Annotated in this window: 21 protein-coding genes; 8 read left to right on the top strand and 13 right to left on the bottom strand. The window is 32.7% G+C overall.

Annotated features, from left to right (window positions below; all coding sequences use genetic code 11):
- Positions 1-53: 53 nt before the first annotated feature.
- On the top strand, positions 54-719 hold the full coding sequence (locus AC13CQ_RS15230; RefSeq protein ID WP_474507312.1) for a uracil-DNA glycosylase: 666 nt from the start codon (positions 54-56) through the stop codon (positions 717-719).
- On the opposite strand, the gene AC13CQ_RS15235 is transcribed toward AC13CQ_RS15230, so the two are convergent.
- From AC13CQ_RS15235 to AC13CQ_RS15255, 5 genes are all read right to left on the bottom strand, one after another.
- A complete protein-coding gene (locus AC13CQ_RS15235; RefSeq protein ID WP_008614845.1) occupies positions 706-1,557 on the bottom strand; it encodes a substrate-binding domain-containing protein in 852 nt (283 codons plus the stop codon). The two genes, AC13CQ_RS15230 and AC13CQ_RS15235, sit on opposite strands and share 14 nt — an antisense overlap.
- Positions 1,558-1,624: 67 nt before the next feature.
- On the bottom strand, positions 1,625-2,500 hold the full coding sequence (locus AC13CQ_RS15240; RefSeq protein ID WP_474507311.1) for a nucleoside phosphorylase: 876 nt from the start codon (positions 2,498-2,500) through the stop codon (positions 1,625-1,627).
- A 1-nt stretch (position 2,501) separates the two neighbouring features.
- Positions 2,502-3,434: a DUF1835 domain-containing protein gene (locus AC13CQ_RS15245; protein ID WP_474507310.1), complete on the bottom strand. Its 933-nt coding sequence runs from the start codon at positions 3,432-3,434 to the stop codon at positions 2,502-2,504.
- A gap of 153 nt (positions 3,435-3,587) precedes the next feature.
- Positions 3,588-3,917: a translation initiation factor gene (locus tag AC13CQ_RS15250; protein WP_008614859.1), complete on the bottom strand. Its 330-nt coding sequence runs from the start codon at positions 3,915-3,917 to the stop codon at positions 3,588-3,590.
- A gap of 29 nt (positions 3,918-3,946) precedes the next feature.
- The gene (locus AC13CQ_RS15255; protein WP_008614861.1) at positions 3,947-4,897 is read right to left on the bottom strand and encodes an isopenicillin N synthase family dioxygenase; all 951 of its coding nucleotides are present in this window, start codon (positions 4,895-4,897) and stop codon (positions 3,947-3,949) included.
- 153 nt (positions 4,898-5,050) lie between these two features.
- Here AC13CQ_RS15255 and AC13CQ_RS15260 point away from each other — a divergent pair, with 153 nt between their 5' ends.
- The 6 genes from AC13CQ_RS15260 to AC13CQ_RS15285 all read left to right on the top strand — a co-directional run bounded on the left by AC13CQ_RS15260 (position 5,051) and on the right by AC13CQ_RS15285 (position 12,103).
- A complete protein-coding gene (locus AC13CQ_RS15260) occupies positions 5,051-7,054 on the top strand; it encodes an alpha-ketoacid dehydrogenase subunit alpha/beta (RefSeq protein ID WP_474507309.1) in 2,004 nt (667 codons plus the stop codon).
- A gap of 110 nt (positions 7,055-7,164) precedes the next feature.
- On the top strand, positions 7,165-7,662 hold the full coding sequence (locus AC13CQ_RS15265; RefSeq protein ID WP_008614865.1) for a lipocalin-like domain-containing protein: 498 nt from the start codon (positions 7,165-7,167) through the stop codon (positions 7,660-7,662).
- 46 nt (positions 7,663-7,708) lie between these two features.
- On the top strand, positions 7,709-8,395 hold the full coding sequence (locus AC13CQ_RS15270) for a YiaD family glycine zipper/OmpA-like lipoprotein (RefSeq protein WP_008614866.1): 687 nt from the start codon (positions 7,709-7,711) through the stop codon (positions 8,393-8,395).
- Positions 8,396-8,474: 79 nt separating this feature from the next.
- Positions 8,475-9,338 carry a dienelactone hydrolase family protein gene (locus AC13CQ_RS15275; RefSeq protein ID WP_474507308.1) on the top strand — a complete coding sequence of 288 codons (864 nt, stop codon included), beginning with the start codon at positions 8,475-8,477 and terminating at the stop codon, positions 9,336-9,338.
- 179 nt (positions 9,339-9,517) lie between these two features.
- A complete protein-coding gene (locus AC13CQ_RS15280; RefSeq protein WP_474507307.1) occupies positions 9,518-11,494 on the top strand; it encodes an aconitate hydratase in 1,977 nt (658 codons plus the stop codon).
- A 6-nt stretch (positions 11,495-11,500) separates the two neighbouring features.
- A complete protein-coding gene (locus tag AC13CQ_RS15285) occupies positions 11,501-12,103 on the top strand; it encodes a nitroreductase family protein (RefSeq protein WP_335588067.1) in 603 nt (200 codons plus the stop codon).
- A 113-nt stretch (positions 12,104-12,216) separates the two neighbouring features.
- On the opposite strand, the gene AC13CQ_RS15290 is transcribed toward AC13CQ_RS15285, so the two are convergent.
- From AC13CQ_RS15290 to AC13CQ_RS15325, 8 genes are all read right to left on the bottom strand, one after another.
- Positions 12,217-12,618: an arsenate reductase family protein gene (locus AC13CQ_RS15290; protein ID WP_474507838.1), complete on the bottom strand. Its 402-nt coding sequence runs from the start codon at positions 12,616-12,618 to the stop codon at positions 12,217-12,219.
- Positions 12,619-12,742: 124 nt separating this feature from the next.
- A complete protein-coding gene (gene hpf, locus AC13CQ_RS15295) occupies positions 12,743-13,045 on the bottom strand; it encodes a ribosome hibernation-promoting factor, HPF/YfiA family (protein WP_335588065.1) in 303 nt (100 codons plus the stop codon).
- Between the two features lie 539 nt (positions 13,046-13,584).
- Positions 13,585-13,884: a thioredoxin gene (trxA, locus tag AC13CQ_RS15300; protein ID WP_008614888.1), complete on the bottom strand. Its 300-nt coding sequence runs from the start codon at positions 13,882-13,884 to the stop codon at positions 13,585-13,587.
- Positions 13,885-14,042: 158 nt separating this feature from the next.
- Complete coding sequence (locus tag AC13CQ_RS15305; RefSeq protein ID WP_008614890.1) at positions 14,043-14,339, bottom strand: DUF3817 domain-containing protein; 297 nt, start codon at positions 14,337-14,339, stop codon at positions 14,043-14,045.
- Between the two features lie 80 nt (positions 14,340-14,419).
- Positions 14,420-15,742: a dipeptidase gene (locus AC13CQ_RS15310; RefSeq protein WP_008614892.1), complete on the bottom strand. Its 1,323-nt coding sequence runs from the start codon at positions 15,740-15,742 to the stop codon at positions 14,420-14,422.
- Positions 15,743-15,981: 239 nt separating this feature from the next.
- Complete coding sequence (locus AC13CQ_RS15315; protein ID WP_474507306.1) at positions 15,982-17,808, bottom strand: SLC13 family permease; 1,827 nt, start codon at positions 17,806-17,808, stop codon at positions 15,982-15,984.
- An 815-nt stretch (positions 17,809-18,623) separates the two neighbouring features.
- On the bottom strand, positions 18,624-19,109 hold the full coding sequence (locus AC13CQ_RS15320) for a hypothetical protein (RefSeq protein ID WP_008614896.1): 486 nt from the start codon (positions 19,107-19,109) through the stop codon (positions 18,624-18,626).
- Between the two features lie 12 nt (positions 19,110-19,121).
- Positions 19,122-19,559: an ATP-binding protein gene (locus AC13CQ_RS15325; protein ID WP_040879774.1), complete on the bottom strand. Its 438-nt coding sequence runs from the start codon at positions 19,557-19,559 to the stop codon at positions 19,122-19,124.
- Positions 19,560-20,045: 486 nt separating this feature from the next.
- Between AC13CQ_RS15325 and AC13CQ_RS15330 the strand changes: the two genes are divergently transcribed.
- The gene (locus AC13CQ_RS15330) at positions 20,046-20,504 is read left to right on the top strand and encodes a (2Fe-2S)-binding protein (protein WP_008614897.1); all 459 of its coding nucleotides are present in this window, start codon (positions 20,046-20,048) and stop codon (positions 20,502-20,504) included.
- Positions 20,505-20,509 lie beyond the last annotated feature (5 nt).

The raw sequence follows: 20,509 nt of genomic DNA on the forward strand, positions 1-20,509 counted from the left end.
TTTCTATTTATAAAATCCTAAACTTTTATATTTACCATTCTAAATTATTAATAATGAATATTGCTATTGAATCTAGTTGGAAAACGGTTTTACATAATGAGTTTGAGAAGGAATATTTTAAAGAATTAACTTCTTATGTAAAAGAAGAATATGCTCACCACACTTGTTTTCCTCCAGAAAATGAAATATTCAATGCTTTTAGTTACTGTCCATTTAATGATGTAAAGGTTGTTATTATTGGTCAAGATCCATACCATGGGGTTGATCAAGCAAATGGCTTGTGCTTTTCTGTTAAGGAGGGGATTAAACACCCTCCCTCCCTAGTAAATATTTTTAAAGAACTACAAACCAATGTAGGTAAAGAATACCCAGACAGTGGTAATTTAGAAGCTTGGGCAAAGCAAGGGGTACTTCTTTTAAATGCTACCTTAACTGTTAGAGCCCACGAAGCTGGAAGTCACCAAAAAAAGGGCTGGGAAACTTTTACAGATGTGGTTATTAAAAGTATTTCTGATAAAAAAGAAAATGTTGTTTTTTTACTTTGGGGAGGCTATGCCAAAAGAAAAGTAAAATTAATAGACACCAACAAACATGATATATTAACTTCTGGACACCCATCTCCACTTAGTGCAAATAGAGGATTTTGGTTTGGAAATAATCATTTTAGTAAGTGTAATGAGATTTTACTAAAAAACAATAAAGAGCCTATACTTTGGTAACAATTTTAGAATAAGGTAGTGTTTTTTCAATAATAGCCAATCTTTCTAGTTGTTCTTGAATGTTTTTAACCATAATAGGAGTGATGTTTTCCTGGCTCCATCGGGTAATAGAAAGCCACTCTTGGATGTCTTCAACTTTTTGTTCATATCTATTAGCTAACATTCTGTCAATACTTGGAATGTCTTTAAAATCTTCTGTATAAGTATTAATAACTTCAAGAATATGATTTACTAGAGAAGGACTTTTCTCCAGCAATTTATCTGTAACCGCAATTACAAAGCAAGGCCATGGAGTAGGGCAGTCGTCAACTCTACGGAAAATGCCTTTATCTACCAAAGGTTTTGTTGTAAAGTGCTCCCACATAAAATAATCGGCAGTACCATTGTTTAAGGCTTCAATAGCGCCATCTACATTGTTTACAACCTCAAATTCTAGATTTTTATAACTCCAACCATTATTATTGGCATTTACAACAGCCATTAAATGACTTCCGCTTCCGTATCTAGAAATAGCAGCCTTTTTATCTTTTAAATCAGCTACTTTTTTATTAGATGAATTAGCGGCAACATGAATTCCCCAATATAAAGGCGATTGTACAAAAACCTGAACTATCTTTGAAGGATTTCCTGCAACAATATCTTTAACAATTCCTTCAGTAAGAATAATAGCAATATCGGTTTCACCGTCGCGAAGCATAGTACACATTCTTCCAGTACCTTCAGGAACTTCTGTCCACTCTAAATCGATTCCTCGGTTTTCGAATGCACCGTCTTCTATAGCTAAATGCCAAGGTAAATTGAAATGCTCAGGAACACCAGCAATTTTAATTTTCTTCATCTTTATACAGCTTTTATGTAGGGGGTTTTTAGCAATTTTATCTTAGGTCAAAGCTAAATAAAAGAGTTTAAATGTGCGTAATTTTTTCTAGTGTATATTGAATAAGTTTTTCGGTAGCTTTTAGTGGATCTTTAGAAAAATTTTTGTTAGGTCGATTTGCAAGAATACAATTCATAGATACTGCTTTGTGTCCTAGTAATTTTGCCAAGCCATAAATTCCAGCGGTTTCCATTTCTAAATTAGTAATCTTTAGTCCGTTGTAATCAAAGGATGCTAATTTATCGTTTAATGAGGGATCTTGAACTTCTAAACGTAATTTTCTAGATTGCGGACCATAAAATCCAACATTGGTTGCTGTAAATCCTAAATGTACATTTTCAGATAGTAATTTACTTGCTAAACTTTCATCATAAGCAAGAACATAAGGCATTGATTTTTTCTGAAACCAATTGGTATGTTTTACTATTTTTTGCTGAATGTCTGTATATTGAATCTCTTCACTTTGGTAAAAATGAAGCAAACTATCAAACCCCACCGCATATTCACTCATTAAAAAGTCGTCTACCTTAATTTCTGGCTGAAGAGAGCCTGTTGTTCCAATTCTAATAATATTAAGAGAGGTGAGTTTCTTTTTTATAGTGCGGGTAGCAAAATCTATATTTACTAAAGCATCGAGTTCATTTAAAACAATATCAATATTATCCGTTCCAATTCCTGTAGAGATTACAGAAATTCGCTTATTATTTAAGGTTCCGGTATGTGTTACAAACTCTCGTTTTCCTTTTTTCAACTCAATAGTATCAAAATACTTAGAAACCGTAGCCACTCTGTCTGGATCTCCAACAGTTATTATGGTGTCTGCAATGTCTTCTGGAAGAAGATTTAAATGATAAATACTGCCGTCGTCATTCAGTATCAATTCAGATTCAGCAATTTTTGCCATTTTATAGTTTTAGGAGTTGTTCACTATCTTCCATAAATAAAAAAGAATATTTTGGAGTCCCTCCTAAATATTCCTTGTCGCTACGTATGTTTGGATAGTAATTTTCTAATTTCTCGGCTACTTTAGCACCTGTTTTGGTAAGTTTTACAGGATTAAAAGATTTAAATAAAGGTCTTAAATTATTCGCCATTTTTACAAATTGAATGTCTCCAAAACCATAGATTCCTTGATCTAGAAGCATTTCTTGTATAATGTCGTCTTTTGACTTTAGTTGTTTATTAAGACTTTTTTCCAACATTTTATTTTCCAACTCATTCAATCCATTTTTTAAGCTTGGAAACCTATGAATATGAGATTCCATAGCTTTAGATAAATAGGTAAGCTGACTCGTGTTTTGTTTGATTGCATTTTGAAGTCTTATAGGACTGTTCTCACAATACAATTGCCAGATATAATCTCCATATTCAATATCATCTTTAGTTAGTAAAACTCTATTTTCGTAAAGTTTTTCTAATTTCTCTTTGCTGAGTTCTGTAAGTGCATATAGTTTATCTGTAGCATCTTCTTTTCCAGAACAAGCTAAAAATATATCTGCATCACTACGGTTTTTCTTTAACCAACTCAATACAGCAATCATATTAACTTGACAAAAAAGATCGTATTCAAACCAAAGAACAATTTCCTCTTGACTCTTTTGATTACATAAGTTCCTATATTCTTTTAAAGTCCTATTTATAAAGGTGTCTTTTGTAATTTTATAGGCTCTGTTGAGGAATTCGTAGCGTTGACGCCAAAAGGATTCACTACCAACTTCATTAATAGTTTTTCCTTCACATAGCATTTCTCGCCACGTAATTATATCACCAGAAATATTGAGTTCGTTTAAGACAGTAGTAAAGCTGTCTCCGTTTGTAATATGAAGTGTCTTAGCCATTTAATATAGGGTTGAGGACTGTAAATGTATTAAATACGATTTAATAAACAAGAAAAAGTACGTTAATTCTATAACGATTCTAATTAATATTTATTGAATAAAAACTAGAATAATCCGAGAGTGCCCGCTATGGTTTATCTTCCAACTAATTTGTTAACCTCCAACACGTTTCACTTTAAAACCTTTTTCTTTTAATAGCTCCATTATAGTATCCCTAAAATCTCCTTGAAGGATTATTTTGTCATCTTTAAAAGAACCTCCAACACTAAGTTTTGTTTTTAATTCTTTGGCTAATTTTTTAAAATCTTCTGTAGCGCCAGTATATCCGTCAATTATAGTAATAGGTTTGCCTTTGCGCTTTTCATACTTACATAAAAGCGGGTCTTCTTGCATCCAGATGGCGTTTGGATCTGCTTTTTGCGTTGGTTCTTCTTTAAATTCGTGTTCCGGAAATAAATTTTTTAATTGGTCTTGTAAGTCCATTTTTACGATTCGTAATTTTTAGAAAGAAATTATACTTTAATTAATCCAAGTTCAATTAAACGCTCATAAAGAAACTCTCCAGAGGTAATATCATCATAAAGTTTAGGATGCTCATCATCAATACAATTTTCTAGTACATCTAATGGCATGTCACTTACAGGATGCATAAAAAACGGTACCGAATAGCGAGAAGTTCCCCAAAGTTCTTTTGGCGGATTAATAACTTGATGGATAGTAGATTTTAGTCTGTTATTAGTATGTCTAGAAAGCATATCTCCAACATTAATCATTAATTCGTCGGGTTCTGCAATAGCATCAATCCATTCTCCCTCATGATTTTGTACTTGAAGTCCTCTTCCTTGAGCTCCCATTAATAAGGTAATCAAGTTAATATCTCCATGTGCGGCAGCTCTTACAGCATTTTTTGGCTCTTCTTTAATTGGAGGGTAGTGAATAGGGCGTAAAATAGAATTCCCATTTTTAATGTACTTATCAAAATAGGTTTCTTCTAAATCTAAATGTAAAGCTAAAGCTCTTAAAACATATTTGGCAGTTTTTTCAAGCTGTTTATAGGTTTCTTTTCCTACTTCATTAAAATTTGGAAGCTCTGCTACTTGTACATTTTCTGGATATTCTTTTTCTAATTTAGGATTGTCTTCCACATATTGTCCGAAATGCCAAAACTCTTTTAAATCGCCTTCTTTTCGACCTTTAGCATGTTCTTTTCCGAAGGAAGTATACCCTCGTTGGCCTCCAATCCCTTCAATTTCATATTTGTCTTTTACCTCCTGCGGAAGGTCAAAAAACTTCTTAATTTCACTATATAAACCTTCTATTAATTGATCTGATAAAAAATGACCTTTTAAAGCTACAAAACCAATATCTTCATACGCTTTACCAATTTCATTAATAAATTTCTGCTTTCGAGCAGGGTCTTCAGAAAGAAAATCACTTAAATCAACGCTGGGTACTTTATTCATTTTTATAACATTTTTAGAAGCCTAAGCCTCATATATATAACAAATGTAGCGATTTATTATGCGATTCTATAATTTCAAAAAGAACATTTTTCAACACATAAAAACTGCTTATATGATACTATTTTTTTCTAAATTTGATTTAAAGCTCTAGTTATGAATCATACTACTACGCCTTATTCTTTTGAATTTGATAATCGATTTGTTAGCAATCCTATACTTTTAGAATTGTTTCGAAACATGTTGAAATCTAGAATGATAGAAGAAAAAATGCTAATCCTATTGCGTCAAGGAAAGATTTCAAAATGGTTTAGTGGAATAGGGCAAGAGGCTATTTCTGTAAGCGTTACAATGGCGCTTCAACCGGATGAATATATTTTACCGATGCATCGTAACTTAGGGGTTTTTACTACAAGAAAAATTCCTTTAAACCGACTTTTCTCACAATGGCAAGGGAAAGCTAGTGGTTTTACCAAGGGAAGAGATCGGAGTTTTCATTTTGGAACACAAGAATATAAAATTGTAGGAATGATTTCTCATTTGGGACCTCAATTGGGGGTAGCAGATGGGATTGCATTGGCACATAAACTTAGAAAGGAGGCAAAGGTAACTGCTGTATTTACAGGAGAAGGAGGAACTAGCGAAGGAGATTTTCATGAAGCTCTTAATATTGCTTCGGTGTGGGATTTGCCTGTACTTTTTTGTGTTGAAAATAATGGTTACGGACTTTCAACCCCTATAAATGAACAGTTTAATTGTAAAAATATTGCAGATAAAGGGATTGGTTACGGTATGGAAGCTCATATTATTGAAGGGAATAATGTTTTAGAAGTGTATACCAAAGTAAATGAGATTGCTAAAAGTGTAAGAGAAAATCCGAGACCTGTTTTATTGGAGTTTAAAACCTTAAGAATGCGTGGCCATGAAGAGGCTAGTGGCACTAAATATGTTCCAGATGAATTGCTTAATGAATGGGCTACTAAAGATCCAATTAGTAACTATAGTAAGTTTTTAAATGATGAAGGAATCCTTACTAAGGATATAGAAACGTATTATAAAGATAGTATTCAAGCAGAAATTGATGAGAATTTACAAATTTCTTATGCTGAAAATTCTATTGTTTCTGATGAAACTAATGAATTAAATGATGTTTATTATGATACTGTTAATAAGTTATTTAAGAATTCAGAATCAAAAAATAACATTCGGTATATTGATGCTGTTTCTGAAGGTTTAAAACAAAGCTTAGAAAAGCATGATAATCTTATTGTTATGGGGCAAGACATAGCAGAATATGGAGGTGTTTTTAAAATAACAGAAGGCTTTGTTGAGCAATTTGGAAAAGATAGAATTAGAAATACGCCCATTTGTGAATCTGGAATTGTAGCTACAGCAATGGGACTTTCTATAAATAAAATGAAGGCTGTGGTAGAAATGCAATTTTCAGATTTTGTTTCTAGCGGTTTTAATCCAATTGTAAATTATTTAGCAAAATCGTATTATAGATGGGAGCAAAATGCCGATGTTGTTATTAGGTTGCCTTGCGGGGGTGGAGTAGGCGCAGGCCCTTTTCATTCACAAACTAATGAGGCTTGGTTTACAAAAGTGCCTGGATTAAAAGTAGTGTACCCCGCATTTCCACAAGATGCTAAAGGATTACTTATTGCAGCTATTAACGACCCTAATCCTGTTATGTTTTTTGAACATAAAGCTTTGTACAGAAATGTCTATCAAGATGTGTCAGATAATTACTTCGATATAGAATTAGGAAAAGCCTCTGTTATAAAAGAAGGAAAAGACGTTAGTATTATTACCTACGGTATGGGGGTGCATTGGGCATTAGAAGTATTAGAAGCACATAAAGATATTTCTGTAGAGCTAATAGATTTAAGGACACTTTCTCCGTTAGATACGAAAATGATTTATTCTTCAGTAAAGAAAACAGGAAAAGCCCTTATTTTACAGGAAGACACTCTTTTTGGAGGTATTTCAAGTGATATTTCAGCCTTAATTATGGAGAATTGTTTTGAGTATTTAGATGCTCCTGTTAAGCGTGTAGCTAGTTTAGAAACCCCAATTCCTTTTGCTAAAAGTCTTGAAAACCAGTTTTTAGCCAAGTCTAGATTGGAAAAAGAATTGTTGAATTTACTCTCATATTAGCATTTTTACAGAATTAAATAAATGTTAATTTAACAAGCAAATACTTATTTTAAGGCGGATTTTTATTATCTTAGATGTTACATCAACAATAATTATTAAACTAAACAATCATGAAAAATAAGGCGTATATTCTTATACTTATGGTGTCTTTGGTATTAACTTCCTGCGGACTTAGCAAGGAAAATAAAGACAACCGAAAAACCTTAGATGGAACTTGGAAACTCACAAATATTGATTATCAAAATAACGAAGGTTATTTTAAGTCAATTTTATTTAATGATGTTTCTGCAAAGTGCTTTAGAGGTAGCGAATGGTTTTTCCGTTCAAACAACAGTACAGGGTATTACAACATTTTAGATGGGGGAGAGTGTTCTCCAGGACAACGTAATATCCGTTGGTCTATTCAAGACGATGCAAATGGTACTCCAAACCGTTTTCAATTTAAATTTATAGACGAAAAGAAAAATGATATTAGTGGAGGATATGGGTACGTATTTCAAATCAATTCTTTATCTCCACAACAAATGGTAATTTCTGCGGATGCTAGCGTAGGCGCAGAAACTGTAACTGTAGTGTATCAGTTTACCAAAATTGCATCACTTAGATAAAAATAAAACCCATGAATTTGGGATTAAATAAAAATAACTATACAACATGAAAAAAATAATCTTAAAAAGCGGTATTGTATTAACTTCAGTGTTAATGCTTATAAGCTGTGAAGCTATTAAAAATTCTAATAACACACAGCGTGGAACAGCTATTGGAGCTGGTTCTGGAGCGGCTATTGGTGGAATTATAGGAAATAATGTAGGAGACGGAAATAATTCTGTTTTAGGAGCTATTATTGGTGCAGCCGTTGGTGGTGCCGTTGGTAATAGAATTGGTAATAAAATGGATAGAAATGCAGAGGCTATTGAAGAGGCAATTCCTGGTGCAGAAGTTACTAGAATTGGAGAAGGTATTAATGTTACTTTTGATGAAAATAGTGGTGTTAAATTTGCATTGAATTCTGCTGATATATCTCCTGAAGGTCAGGAAACGCTTAGAAAAATGGCCGAAGTTTTTGTAGAGTATGACGATACAAATATTTTAATTGAAGGACATACAGATAGTTCTGGAGCAGATTCATATAATATGTCGCTTTCAGAAAAAAGAGCTAAGTCGGTTAGAGATTTTTTATCTGCTAATGGAGTAGCTTCTTCTAGAATGACTACAAAATGGTATGGAGAAACACAGCCTAAATTTGATAATAATACTGAGGATGGACGTGTTAAAAATAGACGTGTAGAGCTTGGTATCGTTGCAAGTCAAGAAATGATTCAAGAGGCTAAATCTGAGTAATTTCAGAAACCAATAAATTAAAGTCCGATTTTAAGTAATCGGACTTTTTTGTTTTAAACCTATTTTAAAAGTAAATATTATGAAAATTAATAACATTAAATTTTTATTGCTAATAGGAGTGATATCCTTTTCCATAAGTTGTAAAAGTGATAAAAAAAACAAAGAGGAAGTAATTAAGGAACCTGAAGTAGAAACCCCTCATGGCGGTCCTAAAATGACCATGATTAAAGGGGAAGAAATAAGCTATAAAGCAGATTCCACAACCATGAAAGGTTATATAGCATACAATCCCGAACTAAAAGAAAAAAGACCTGGGATATTGGTTGTTCACGAATGGTGGGGACATAATGAATATAGCAGACAACGAGCAGACATGCTTGCAGAATTAGGCTATGTGGCTTTGGCTGTAGATATGTATGGAGATGGAAAACAAGCAAAGCATCCTAATGATGCTGGAAAATTCTCTGGGATGGTTATGAAAAATATTGAGGTAGCTAAAGCTAGATTTGATGCAGCTCTTAAAGCATTAAAAAGTAACCCACATGTAGATGCTAATGAGATTGCAGCTATAGGCTATTGCTTTGGAGGAAGTGTTGTTCTAACAATGGCAAATATGGGAGAAGACTTGGATGCAGTTGCAGCTTTCCATAGTGGAGTACAGCTTCCTGTAATGCCTACAGATGCTATAAAAGCTAAAATTTTAGTGTGTAATGGAGCTGCAGATCCATTTGTTTCTGAAGAATCTATTGTTAATTATACAAAAGCAATGGATAGCGTAAATGCAGATTATGAGTACATAGCTTATGAAGATGCTGTGCATGCATATACCAGTAAAGATGCAGACTCTTTAGGTAAGAAATTTGATTTGCCATTAGCATATAATAAAGAAGCGGATGAAAAATCATGGGAGGAGCTTAAAAAGCTATTAGATGAAGTTTTCTAAAATAGAATACTTCCTAACTATTTAAATCCAAGTGAAAGCTTGGATTTTTTTATTCCTACAAATAAGGTATTGTTAAACAATCCTTAAACCTCCGTTAAAGTGCATTAAAACACATGGTTAGCTGTTAAAACTATTGTATCTTAAAGGGAATAATTAATTATCAACTCAAAAAATTAATAATGAACAAACCCTTAAACGTAGCTCAAAAACTTATAAAATCACATTTGCTTCAAGGGGAAATGACTTCTGGAAGCGAAATTGGAATTAAAATTGACCAAGCGTTACTTCAAGATGCAACAGGTACTTTGGTACAATTGGAATTAGAGGCAATGGGTTTAGATACTGCAAAAACCGAAGTTGCTGTCCAATATGTGGATCATAATTTATTGCAAACAGATTTTAAAAATGCAGACGATCATCTTTTCCTACATTCTGCCGCACAAAAATTTGGGCTTTGGTATAGCCGACCTGGAAATGGAGTGAGCCATCCCGTCCATATGGAGCGATTTGGAAAGCCAGGAAAAACATTGGTAGGATCAGATAGTCATACGCCTGCAGCTGGATCTTTAGGGATGCTAGCAATAGGAACAGGAGGATTGGATGTTGCAGCGGCAATTGCAGGGCAACCATATTTTGTAAAAATGCCACAAGTTATGGGAGTTAAATTAACAGGAAGACTTCCAGACTGGGTAAGTGCCAAAGATGTTATTTTGGAAATGTTAAGACGTTATGATGTAAAGGGTGGTGTAGGAAAGATTATTGAATATTATGGTGACGGATTAAAACATTTAAGCGCAATGGACAGGCATGTTATTGCTAATATGGGAGCAGAATTGGGCGCTACTACAACTGTATTTCCTAGTGATGAAGAGACCAAGCGCTTTTTAAAATCGCAACAAAGAGAAGATGATTGGGTGGAATTAATAGCCGATGAAGGGTGTGAATATGATCTAGAGGATGAAATTATTTTAGATGAATTGATTCCGCTTATTGCTTTGCCTACCAGTCCTGGTAATGTAGTTCCGGTTAGAGAAGTAGAAGGAAAAAATATAAGTCAGGTTGTAATTGGTTCTTCTGCAAATCCTGGATTACGCGATTTTTGGATGGCAGGGGCTATTGTAAAAGATAAATCGATAAGTCCAGATGTTTCCTTTGATATTAATCCTACTTCCAGACAAATTATCCAGAATATGATTGATAATCGTGCTTTTGCTAGTTTAATAAAGGCAGGAGGAAGATTCCATCAATCGGGGTGCATGGGATGTATAGGAATGGGACAAGCGCCAGCTAGTGGAACTATTAGTTTGCGTACAATGCCGAGAAACTTCCCTGATCGTTCTGGAACCAAAGACGACCAAGTGCATCTTTGTAGTCCAGAAACCGCAGCAGCTTCAGCATTGACAGGTAAAATTACCGATCCAAGGGATATGGAAAAGCTTTTTAATATGAAGTATCCTGAATTTGAAGCTCCAGAAATAGATATTATTAATACAGATATGTTGGTTGCTCCTCCAGAAAACGGACAAGAATTGGCTTTAAAGAAAGGACCTAATATAAAAGCATTGCCTCATATAGAACCTTTAAATGATACTTATGAGATTCCTGTGGTTTTAAAAATGGGAGACAATATTTCTACAGACGAAATTTTAAAAGCAGGAGCAGAAGTGCTCCCTTTTAGAAGTAATATTCCCGAAATTAGTAAATATTCTTATACGGTTATAGATGAGACTTTTTATGACAGAGCCATGGAGGCTAAAAACCAACATGGAGGTCATATTGTTGTAGCAGGCGATAATTATGCGCAGGGGAGTAGTAGGGAACATGCTGCTATTGCACCTAAATATTTAGGGCAAATAGCTGTTGTAGCCAAAAGTTATGCCCGTATTGCATGGCAGAACTTGGTTAATTTTGGAATTCTTCCTCTTGAATTTGTAGCTACTTCAGATTATGACAAAATCCATCAAGGAGCAATGGTTTCTTTTAAAAATCTGTTAGAAGACGTAAAAAATAATAATCCAATTCGGTTGGTTGTTTCTTATGAAAATAAGGTAGAAGAAATTCTTACTAAACATTCCATGAGCGAGCGTCAAATTAATCTTATTTTAAAAGGAGGAATAATCAACGATTTCAAACAAAAACTAGCATCAAAAAAATAAAAAATTATGACAGCATTAGAACAATTACATTTAGATAAAATAGCAAAAACTAACCATGAGATTTATGCACTTTTAAAAATGCGTTGGAGTCCAAGAGTTTTTAAAGAAGATAAACTTCCAGAGAATGAAATAAAACAGCTTTTTGAAGCTGCTAGGTGGGCACCAAGCTCTTTTAATAGGCAGCCATGGAGATTTATGTATGCTGAAAAAGGAAGCGACACCTATGATAAAATTTTAGACTGTTTAAGCGATTTTAATAAGAGTTGGGTTACCAATGCTCCTTTATTGATGATTACCGCGTACAAAGAAAATACAGAAGAGGGTGATGTAAATTTCCATGCTTTACACGATTTGGGCTTAGCCGTTGGAAATATGAGTGTGCAAGCTCAATATATGAAAATAGGAATGCATCAAATGGCTGGAATCGATTGGGAAAAAGCCCAAAAAGTATTTAAAATTCCAAAGGGATTTCATGTAGCTACTGCTATTGCTTTAGGATATTATGGAGGCGATTTTGAGAAATTAAATAGTGAACTTCTAGAAATGGAAAAAAGTGAAAGAGACCGGATTCCTCAGGAGGATTTTGCTTTTAAAGATTCTTGGAAGTAATTATTACCAAAAAGCAGTTATTTTGAGTAGAATCTATATAACTGCTTTTTTATTCCTTAAGGAATATTTTAAAATATCACCATTGTTAAACTTCAAGTCTATAAATTAAATTTTTATGGTATTTTAACGTCAGAAGAATCTGGTTTTATAAGCTTTAAGATATCTGAAAATGTATGCGTCATTACCGCTTTGTCTCCACGTATTGCAATTGGATATACTAGTGTTTCTGGATTTTTATTTAAAACTTTTAGAGCATCTGTATTGTCCAATTCAATTCCTTCCCCATAAAGATTTGTAAATGCAGGATGGTCTTTTGCAATCAATTCTGGAACAGTTTTACCTATTCTCTCCGCTATTTCTACCCATTCGGTATCTGCAATTTTAGTTTTCGTTAAATCGATTGCTAAAATTTCAGCCTCAGAAGATAGGGCATAAGCTTGGCATTCTCGTCCTAATTTAGTGCTAGGATCAAAAATAAAAGTTATTTGTCGGTCGTTTGTTGATATAATGCTCATTTTTTCCACGTATAAATGTTTTTTAATACCTCATAGAGGATTTAATTTTCTAATGCCTGCCTTGAGGTAGGATTTAATTAATATCTATATACTTAGCGTAGAATTTTTTAGGGGATTTGCCTTATCACTTAGCTTTCATTTTTTCTTTTTTCTTTCTCAATTGTTTATCTAGATCGTCTCCAGCTTCTGCAATAGACATTTCAAATTTTTCATGAGAAGCCTCTGCAAATAATCTCGGGCCTGGAACGCTTAATCTAATATTACAGATTTTTCCAGTTTCTTTAGAAGAAGTATTTTCAGTTTTAAAAAAAACATCAGCTCTTACAATAAAATCGTATTTATCTGCTAATTTATTAAGCTTTTTAGTAGCTAGTTCTTCCAAACGGTTGCTAGCAGCAACATTGTCGTACTCAAAATTTATTTGCATAGTTATAGTTAATTAGTGTTATCAATTAAGTACTTCTTTTTCTTTATTGAAGTAACTCTCTTAAAAATACTAAAATTAACAATGCTGATGAAGTAAACCTTAGGTTTTAATATGAATTTATGAAATACTCTTTTATGATTTGAAGATTTGAAAATGTGGGAATGTGGGAATGTGGGAATGAAAAGAAGTTGGGAGGCTTTATGCTTTAAGCTATATGCTGTATGCAGTTTTTTAACTCAAAGATGCAAAGGTTCAAAGAAGCAAAGTTGTGATTGTGTAAATTGTCGAATTCTTTAATCTTCTGCCTACTGCCTTCCGTCTATATTCTCTTCTCTTTATTCTTGTTCCCCTTTTTTCTCCTTACTTCGGACTTCCGACTTCCGACTTCTTCAATCTCTGTCTCTTCCTGACTCTTGATTGAAAATGTACGCCTACTGAACATTGAACACTGCATTCTGTCTTCCGACTTATCTTTGTTCTTATTTCATCTTAATACTTTATACTAAGTACTTAATAATTAATACTTAACACAAAAAAACCTAAATATGCTCTGTAAGTTTTTTAACTAGATCATTTTTTGAAATCATCCCTGATTGTCGCCAAACAGAAGCTCCGTTTTTAAAAATCATAAATGTAGGAACACCACGTACTTGAAATCTACCAGCTAACTCTTGATTCTTATCTACATTTATTTTAATGATATTGATGTTATTACCCATTGCTTTTTTAACATCATCCAATACTGGCATCATTGTTTGGCATGGACCACACCAGTCTGCATAAAAATCTATTAATACAGGTTTATTTACTTCTATAATATCTTTAAAACTACTTTTCATGTACTTTACTTATTTTTTACGATTTCTAGTATTGGTAAAAAAGCTCTAAACCAATTTAGAATTAGTCCTCTTTAAAGGATTTAAATTGGTTGTGAACTTTTTAAATACTTAAAAATTTCTATAAATACGTATAAAACGTTTCTTTAGATGAGAGAAAATTAACTTTCTTGTACTTTATTAGGGTGTAGGTACTTTCTTTCCATCCAAAATGTACCAAATGGAATAATAGAACAAAGCAAAACAATAAATAGGGTAGAGAAGGACCATTTTAATCTTCTATAAAAAACAAAAGCCATTACCACATAAGCAATGAACAGGATTCCATGGATCATACCGATAATTTTATTTGGCCCATGAAAATCCATTAAATATTTTAAAGGCATGGTAACTCCAAAAAGTAATAAATAGGAAATTCCTTCTAATATACTGACAAGTCTAAAATTCTTAATATTCATTGATACAATTTTATACAAAAATAAAGCACCATTTTGAGATATGGTGCTTTAAAGATGTTAAAGGTATGTTTAAACCTTCATTATTCTTCTTGTTGTATTTTTTGAGCTACTGCTTGTACTTCATCTAAAACACGTAGTAAATTACCACTCCACAGCTTTTCTATTTCTGTTTTAGTATAACCTCTTCTTACTAATTCTTTGGTAACATTTAAGGTTTCAGAAGCATCATTCCAACCATAAATACCACCGCCACCATCAAAATCTGAACTAATTCCAACATGGTCAATTCCCACTTTCTCAATTAGATAATCAATATGATCTACAAAATCAGCAACGTTTACTGGGTCTGCAACTTTCTTAAGAGAATCTAATTTTGGAGCAGCATTATTTCTTAAAGCGATATACTTCTGGTAATAAGCCTCTCTTTTTTCCTTAGAAAATGTCATTACACTATCTCTTTCCAGTAATTCAAAGCCTTGTTTTTGAGCTTCTGCTTCAAGTACTTTCTTGGATTCATTTTTAAAAATACTATCCTTAGTAACACTTACATAAGGACTAAAAGCAACAGTTTGTACAACGCCACCATTTCCTTTAAGCCATTGTAACTGCTCATCATCTAAATTTCTACTATGGTTACTCAGCGCGCGGGCAGAGGAGTGGGAAGCAATAATTGGAGCTTTAGTAAGCTCAATCATTTGTCTCATAGCTTCTTTGGATGGATGAGAAACATCTATCATCATTCCATATTTATTCATTTTTGCAATGACTTGTTTTCCTAATTCGCTTAAACCATTATTTAACCAAACACTGTCTTTTTCCCCTGTATTAGAATCGGCTAACTGGCTATGGCCTTGGTGCGCAAGTGACATATACCGACCTCCGAGGTCATAAAATTTCTTTACATTATTAAGATCTGTTCCAATAGAATATCCATTTTCAATACCTATCATAGCTACTTTCTTACCTTTTGCATGGATACGTCTTACATCATCTGAGGTTAAAGCCAATTCAATTTCATCGGGCGCTATTTCTTCACATAGTTTATGAATTGCATTAAATTTTGCCATTGCATTTTCATAGGCTGCTTTGTAACCGCTTTCGGTTAAGGAATCCTGACCTGTATACACAATAAACCAAGCTACATCCAAGCCGCCTGCTTCCATTTTAGGTAAGGTAATTTGTGTTTCTAATTCTTGAGTGTAATTAATAGAGTCGGTAAAATTATTCACATTAAAATCGCAATGCGTATCTAACGTAATGATTTCCTTTTGTATTTTAAGGGCTTTAGCATTGATTTCGTCTTCTGTAAGCGCCGCAGTAGCTGGTTCTTCTTTTTGAGTCTGTTTACACGAAAAAGAGAGTACAGTAGTTAAGATTAGGAGGGATAAGTTTAGTTTTTTCATCTGTTAATATTTATTGTTTTAAAAGTTCAGGTAGAATGCTCTGGATTATCATATAGGTTGATTCGATAAAATCTTTAAAGGGCATTTCATAAATAATATTGATTTGTAGGTTGTAAAATAAAACTATAAATCGAAGCATCCAAATCCCTGTAAATAAAGCTATATACTTATTGGAATTATATAATAATACCTATCGGTTTTTTTGAATTTCTAATTTTTTAAAGAGTGAAATTGAAGAATTAAGATTCAGGAATCATATTTCCGAGGAGGAAGGAAGCCGTTATCCATAAAATAATAGACAACATGCCACCTATAATTAAAAAATGCTTGAATTTATAGATTCCAAGACCATATACAAGCGTATTAGTTTGATAGCCTAAGGGCGTAAAAAAACTAAAATTAGCCGAAAATAAAACAGCTAAAATAAAAGGTTTAAGAGGTAGATTACTTGCCGATGCTAAGGAAATGGCAATTGGAGTCATAATAATAGCAGTAGCATTGTTGGAGATAATTCCGCTTAAAAGCATAGTAAACAGAAAAATGAGTCCGATAATAATTGTAGGCTGCTTGCCAGAGATTAATTCTAAGAGGTGAGAGGACACCCAAACATCGGCACCGCTATTATTCATAGCTATTCCCAAAGGAATCATACCCGCTAATAGAAATATTATTTCCCAGTTAATGTTTTGGTATACCTTACTTAATTCGATGCAATTAAACATTAATAAAAGGAAACATCCTGTAAGAGAACTCGCAAGAATACTAAGAACTCCCGATGCTGCCAAGCCAATAACTGCTATGAGGATGCAAAAGGTAAGCATCTTTTTATATTTAGAAACCGAAGCATAAGAGGTGTGTTCTTGCAAAACCGCCATATTTTCTACGGTAGACAAATCTGTTAACCGGTCTTTTGGCATTTCTACCAGCAATCTATCTCCTACTTTGAGCTTTATTTTCTCGACATTTATATTAAGTAATTTATCTGTTACGTTTTGGATATTTTTTCTTCGTTTTATAGCTAATGGTAAACCTCCGTGAATCATTTTTCCTTTTAATTCAGTAATAGAACGCTTTAAAAATGGAGCTCCAGGAAGCATTAATAATTCAACAATAGCATTTCTTTGTGAATCAAATTCGTTGGATTCGTCTTCTTTTTCATTATCATCAATTCCAGAAACCGCATAATTATTTATCAGAATTCCTTCGGTTTCTTTAATCTTAACCAAGCTATCCATATTACAAGAGAGGAGGAGCTTATCTCCTTTTTGTAGGGTAATATATTTTCCAGGCGATTTATTTGAAATTCCATTTCTAGTGAGTTTTAACAACGTAATTCCAAGATCGTTATATAGAAAAGTATCCATTATTTTTTTATCGATCAATTCTGAAGAAGGTTCAAACTCAATACTCGTTAAATATTGATCCAATTCATACTCCTGATTTAAATTATTGGAAGTGTCCCAAGGGAGTAAAAAAGAAGTAAGGGTAATGAAAACAATCCCAATTGCAAGAAAAATAAGGCCATACATTGAAAACTCAAAGAAAGTAAACCGCTCAGCACCAAATTTTGTAGCCACAGAATTCACAATTAAATTGGTAGAAGTCCCCATTAACGTACAACTACCACCTAAAATTCCTGCAAAAGAAATAGGAAGTAATAATTTAGAACGTGGAATATTATATTTAACAGAAAGTTCGGTTAGGATCTTAATAAACACAATAACAACGGCTGTAGTACTTATAAAAGCAGAAATACTCCCAGAAATAAACATAAAAACAGGAATCATTAAAAGGATGGGGAGTGTTTTTAACTTTTTCAATCCATTTGCAAGCAGATTAATAATTCCATTTTGCTCTAACGCAATGGCAATAATCATTAAACAGAGTACCGTTATAGTAGCACTATTAGAAAAGCCACTAATAGCTTCTTCAGGAGAAACTACCCCAAAGAGTAGCAGACTCACAATAATAAAAAACGCAATTTTATCTACAGGAAATATTTCAAAAGCAAAAAACAATACTACTAAAAATAGCACTGCAAATACATATATAATTTCTATAGACATTTGGTAGATTTTACATTGGTTACTTAAAGATATTTGATTTTATGATTAGTTGTATGTAACGTTTTTATAAATTTAACAATCTTTAGCTTAATTTAAACGTAAACCAATTACTACTAATATAATAGCTTGATTGTAAACAAAGAAGTAGATAAGCAATCCAGTCATTTCGACTGAAAGGAGAAATCACATCAAGGAAACATATTAAATAACAATACTTTATAATTTATCCTGAGTTTATTAAAAGCTTATTGTAAAGAAAATTATTTTAATAGTTTGCTTTCTGTAATGAGATGTCTCCCGTTGGTCGACATGACTGTAATACTCCGAATTCCAATATTTAGTACTGTTCTAAGTTTTATGGGCTTAACAAAAAGGGATATAAATGGAGTGCATTAAATCCAGTCATTTCGACTGAAAGGAGAAATCACATTACTATAATACTTTAAATACTAATGCTTTATACTTTATCCTGAGTTTACTAAAAGTTTAATGAGATGTCTCCCGTTGGTCGACATGACTGTTTAAATTTGTTACTTAGAACCAAAAGAAAGGAATTAGAGTAGTGGTTGTAAATATTCTATTTTACATAATATAAATTATAGTGCAAGTTGAAGTTATTTTATTAACGTACAACTGTTGTTGAGTGACGGTTTTCTAAAAAGAAGAAACCGTTGCGCTTGTTGCCCATATTTTGAAACATGGAATCACACAATTTAAAAACTGGAAGGATTTTAGCCATGGAATTTATTATTTATTTCATTTAGAGTTATTTATAATAATAAAATTGTAAAAATAATGTGAAAAAGTCGTGAAATTTAGATTAAATAATAACCTTTATATTTTCTCAGTTTATTGAAAATATTTAATTTTTTCTCCAAGTTATTTATTCTTTTCAATATTCTTAAACTCCCATCGGATGTATTTGGTAATTTCCAATAATCTAGTTCAAACCATTTCATACATACTTTATACGCCTTTTCAAATTCCTTTTGCTTGATATATATAATTGCCAAACGCTCATAAGTCCATGGTGTGTATATTTCAGAATAAATTGCTTCTTGTAGTACATCAATCTCCGTTTCTAACTCATTGACTTTTTGAAGTTCTTTAGCTTTATAATTAATATCGGCAGGGTTACTCTTCGAATAGTCAAACAGATTCATTTTATCATATATATCTTTGAAAATCACTTGTGCAACCTTTACATATTTTACATAATTATTTTTGCAATGAGTCAAATATAATTCGAGATCATTTTCTAACTCATAAATCATTTGTTTTCCAATCTCTTCTGAATTCATTTTGACAACAATTTATTCTACATTATCAAAACCTTCTCCATTAATAACATGTTTCCTATCATTTAATTGAATAATAATTGGCTGTTTTAATTTTAGTGCCTTTCCAACAGCGATAGCATGTCTTTCTTCTAATGTTGGTAGTGTATTTGAGTAATCTGAACCAATATAATTTTCTAAGAATTGTTTTCCAGTATCATCAAACACTCTTAGGGCAAAAATTGTATTACATTGATTTAAGATGCTTTTACTAATGTTAGCAGTACGTTGAGTTATTACCAAGCTTCCCAAGCCGTACTTTCTACCTTGTAAAATTACCTTAGCTGTTCCATTAACTGCCGTTTTATCTCCTTCATTAGCAATAGAATTCCATTCTGGCACCAAAGAATGTGCTTCTTCAAAAACAAATAAAACCCTAGCTTGTGCCCCATCAGAAGTTGGTGGGAATTTCATCAATATTTTCAATGTCTCTTCAGTAATTATTCTTGTTTTTTCTGCTGGACTTAATGCAGGGTACTTTTTTTGAATAATTCAAATACAGTCTTAGCTTTTTTATTTTTATAATTATACAGTCTCACATATTATATATAAGTATACAATTTAAAATTAATACATTTATTTCATAAAAAAGCTGCCCGATAGGACAGCTTCCTTTGCTAAATGTGTAAACAGCTATTATAAACAAGATATAGAGTACATAACTGCTAACTAAATGTGTATTCAAATGTAGCATTGGTTCCATTTAAAAACATACATCCATCAAACAATAAAATACAACATTCAAACATTTTATGTAGCTCTAAGCAACTATTAAGACTAGTTCTTTATAAGAATCAGCTTGTATGTTGTTTGGATTTTGTAATTTTTATAGTCATTAAATCGATATTTTTATAAATATCTTTTATACTCCTTTTTTCTATTTCAAATAAATTATTAAAAATGGCAACTTACAACCTTAAAATCAACGGAAAAGATCAACAAGTAGATGTTAGTGCTTCCACGCCGCTATTATGGGTGCTCAGAGATCATTTTCAATTAGTAGGTACAAAATTTGGATGTGGTATAGCGCAATGCGGAGCATGCACCATTCATATTGAAGGTATTGCAGTTCGTTCTTGTCAACTACCGGTTTCAGCCGTTGGTGAACAAAAAATAACTACCATTGAAGGTCTATCTGAAAATGGAGACCATCCTGTACAAAAAGCATGGATAGAACACGATGTCCCCCAATGTGGTTACTGTCAGGCAGGACAAATTATGTCTGCCACTTCTCTACTAAATCAAAATCCAAATCCTTCTGATATAGAAATAGATGAGGCTATGAATGGGAATATTTGCAGATGTGGAACATATACACGAATAAAAAAGGCAATTAAAACTGCTGCTAACTCAAAATAATAAGA

This window comes from Galbibacter sp. L-19, from assembly GCF_056857615.1.

What these genes read in the sequence shown, in the direction of transcription:
- AC13CQ_RS15320 (WP_008614896.1), bottom strand. Translation starts at nt 19,109, where the DNA reads ATGAATTCAGAAGAGATTGGAAAACAAATGATTTATGAGTTAGAAAAT.
- AC13CQ_RS15245 (WP_474507310.1), bottom strand. Translation starts at nt 3,434, where the DNA reads ATGGCTAAGACACTTCATATTACAAACGGAGACAGCTTTACTACTGTC.
- AC13CQ_RS15270 (WP_008614866.1), top strand. Translation starts at nt 7,709, where the DNA reads ATGAAAAAAATAATCTTAAAAAGCGGTATTGTATTAACTTCAGTGTTA.
- AC13CQ_RS15260 (WP_474507309.1), top strand. Translation starts at nt 5,051, where the DNA reads ATGAATCATACTACTACGCCTTATTCTTTTGAATTTGATAATCGATTT.
- trxA (WP_008614888.1), bottom strand. Translation starts at nt 13,884, where the DNA reads ATGAAAAGTAGTTTTAAAGATATTATAGAAGTAAATAAACCTGTATTA.
- AC13CQ_RS15290 (WP_474507838.1), bottom strand. Translation starts at nt 12,618, where the DNA reads ATGAGCATTATATCAACAAACGACCGACAAATAACTTTTATTTTTGAT.
- AC13CQ_RS15275 (WP_474507308.1), top strand. Translation starts at nt 8,475, where the DNA reads ATGAAAATTAATAACATTAAATTTTTATTGCTAATAGGAGTGATATCC.
- AC13CQ_RS15325 (WP_040879774.1), bottom strand. Translation starts at nt 19,559, where the DNA reads ATGAAATTCCCACCAACTTCTGATGGGGCACAAGCTAGGGTTTTATTT.
- AC13CQ_RS15330 (WP_008614897.1), top strand. Translation starts at nt 20,046, where the DNA reads ATGGCAACTTACAACCTTAAAATCAACGGAAAAGATCAACAAGTAGAT.
- AC13CQ_RS15280 (WP_474507307.1), top strand. Translation starts at nt 9,518, where the DNA reads ATGAACAAACCCTTAAACGTAGCTCAAAAACTTATAAAATCACATTTG.
- AC13CQ_RS15305 (WP_008614890.1), bottom strand. Translation starts at nt 14,339, where the DNA reads ATGAATATTAAGAATTTTAGACTTGTCAGTATATTAGAAGGAATTTCC.
- AC13CQ_RS15230 (WP_474507312.1), top strand. Translation starts at nt 54, where the DNA reads ATGAATATTGCTATTGAATCTAGTTGGAAAACGGTTTTACATAATGAG.
- AC13CQ_RS15285 (WP_335588067.1), top strand. Translation starts at nt 11,501, where the DNA reads ATGACAGCATTAGAACAATTACATTTAGATAAAATAGCAAAAACTAAC.
- AC13CQ_RS15240 (WP_474507311.1), bottom strand. Translation starts at nt 2,500, where the DNA reads ATGGCAAAAATTGCTGAATCTGAATTGATACTGAATGACGACGGCAGT.
- AC13CQ_RS15235 (WP_008614845.1), bottom strand. Translation starts at nt 1,557, where the DNA reads ATGAAGAAAATTAAAATTGCTGGTGTTCCTGAGCATTTCAATTTACCT.
- AC13CQ_RS15315 (WP_474507306.1), bottom strand. Translation starts at nt 17,808, where the DNA reads ATGTCTATAGAAATTATATATGTATTTGCAGTGCTATTTTTAGTAGTA.
- AC13CQ_RS15255 (WP_008614861.1), bottom strand. Translation starts at nt 4,897, where the DNA reads ATGAATAAAGTACCCAGCGTTGATTTAAGTGATTTTCTTTCTGAAGAC.
- hpf (WP_335588065.1), bottom strand. Translation starts at nt 13,045, where the DNA reads ATGCAAATAAATTTTGAGTACGACAATGTTGCTGCTAGCAACCGTTTG.
- AC13CQ_RS15250 (WP_008614859.1), bottom strand. Translation starts at nt 3,917, where the DNA reads ATGGACTTACAAGACCAATTAAAAAATTTATTTCCGGAACACGAATTT.
- AC13CQ_RS15310 (WP_008614892.1), bottom strand. Translation starts at nt 15,742, where the DNA reads ATGAAAAAACTAAACTTATCCCTCCTAATCTTAACTACTGTACTCTCT.
- AC13CQ_RS15265 (WP_008614865.1), top strand. Translation starts at nt 7,165, where the DNA reads ATGAAAAATAAGGCGTATATTCTTATACTTATGGTGTCTTTGGTATTA.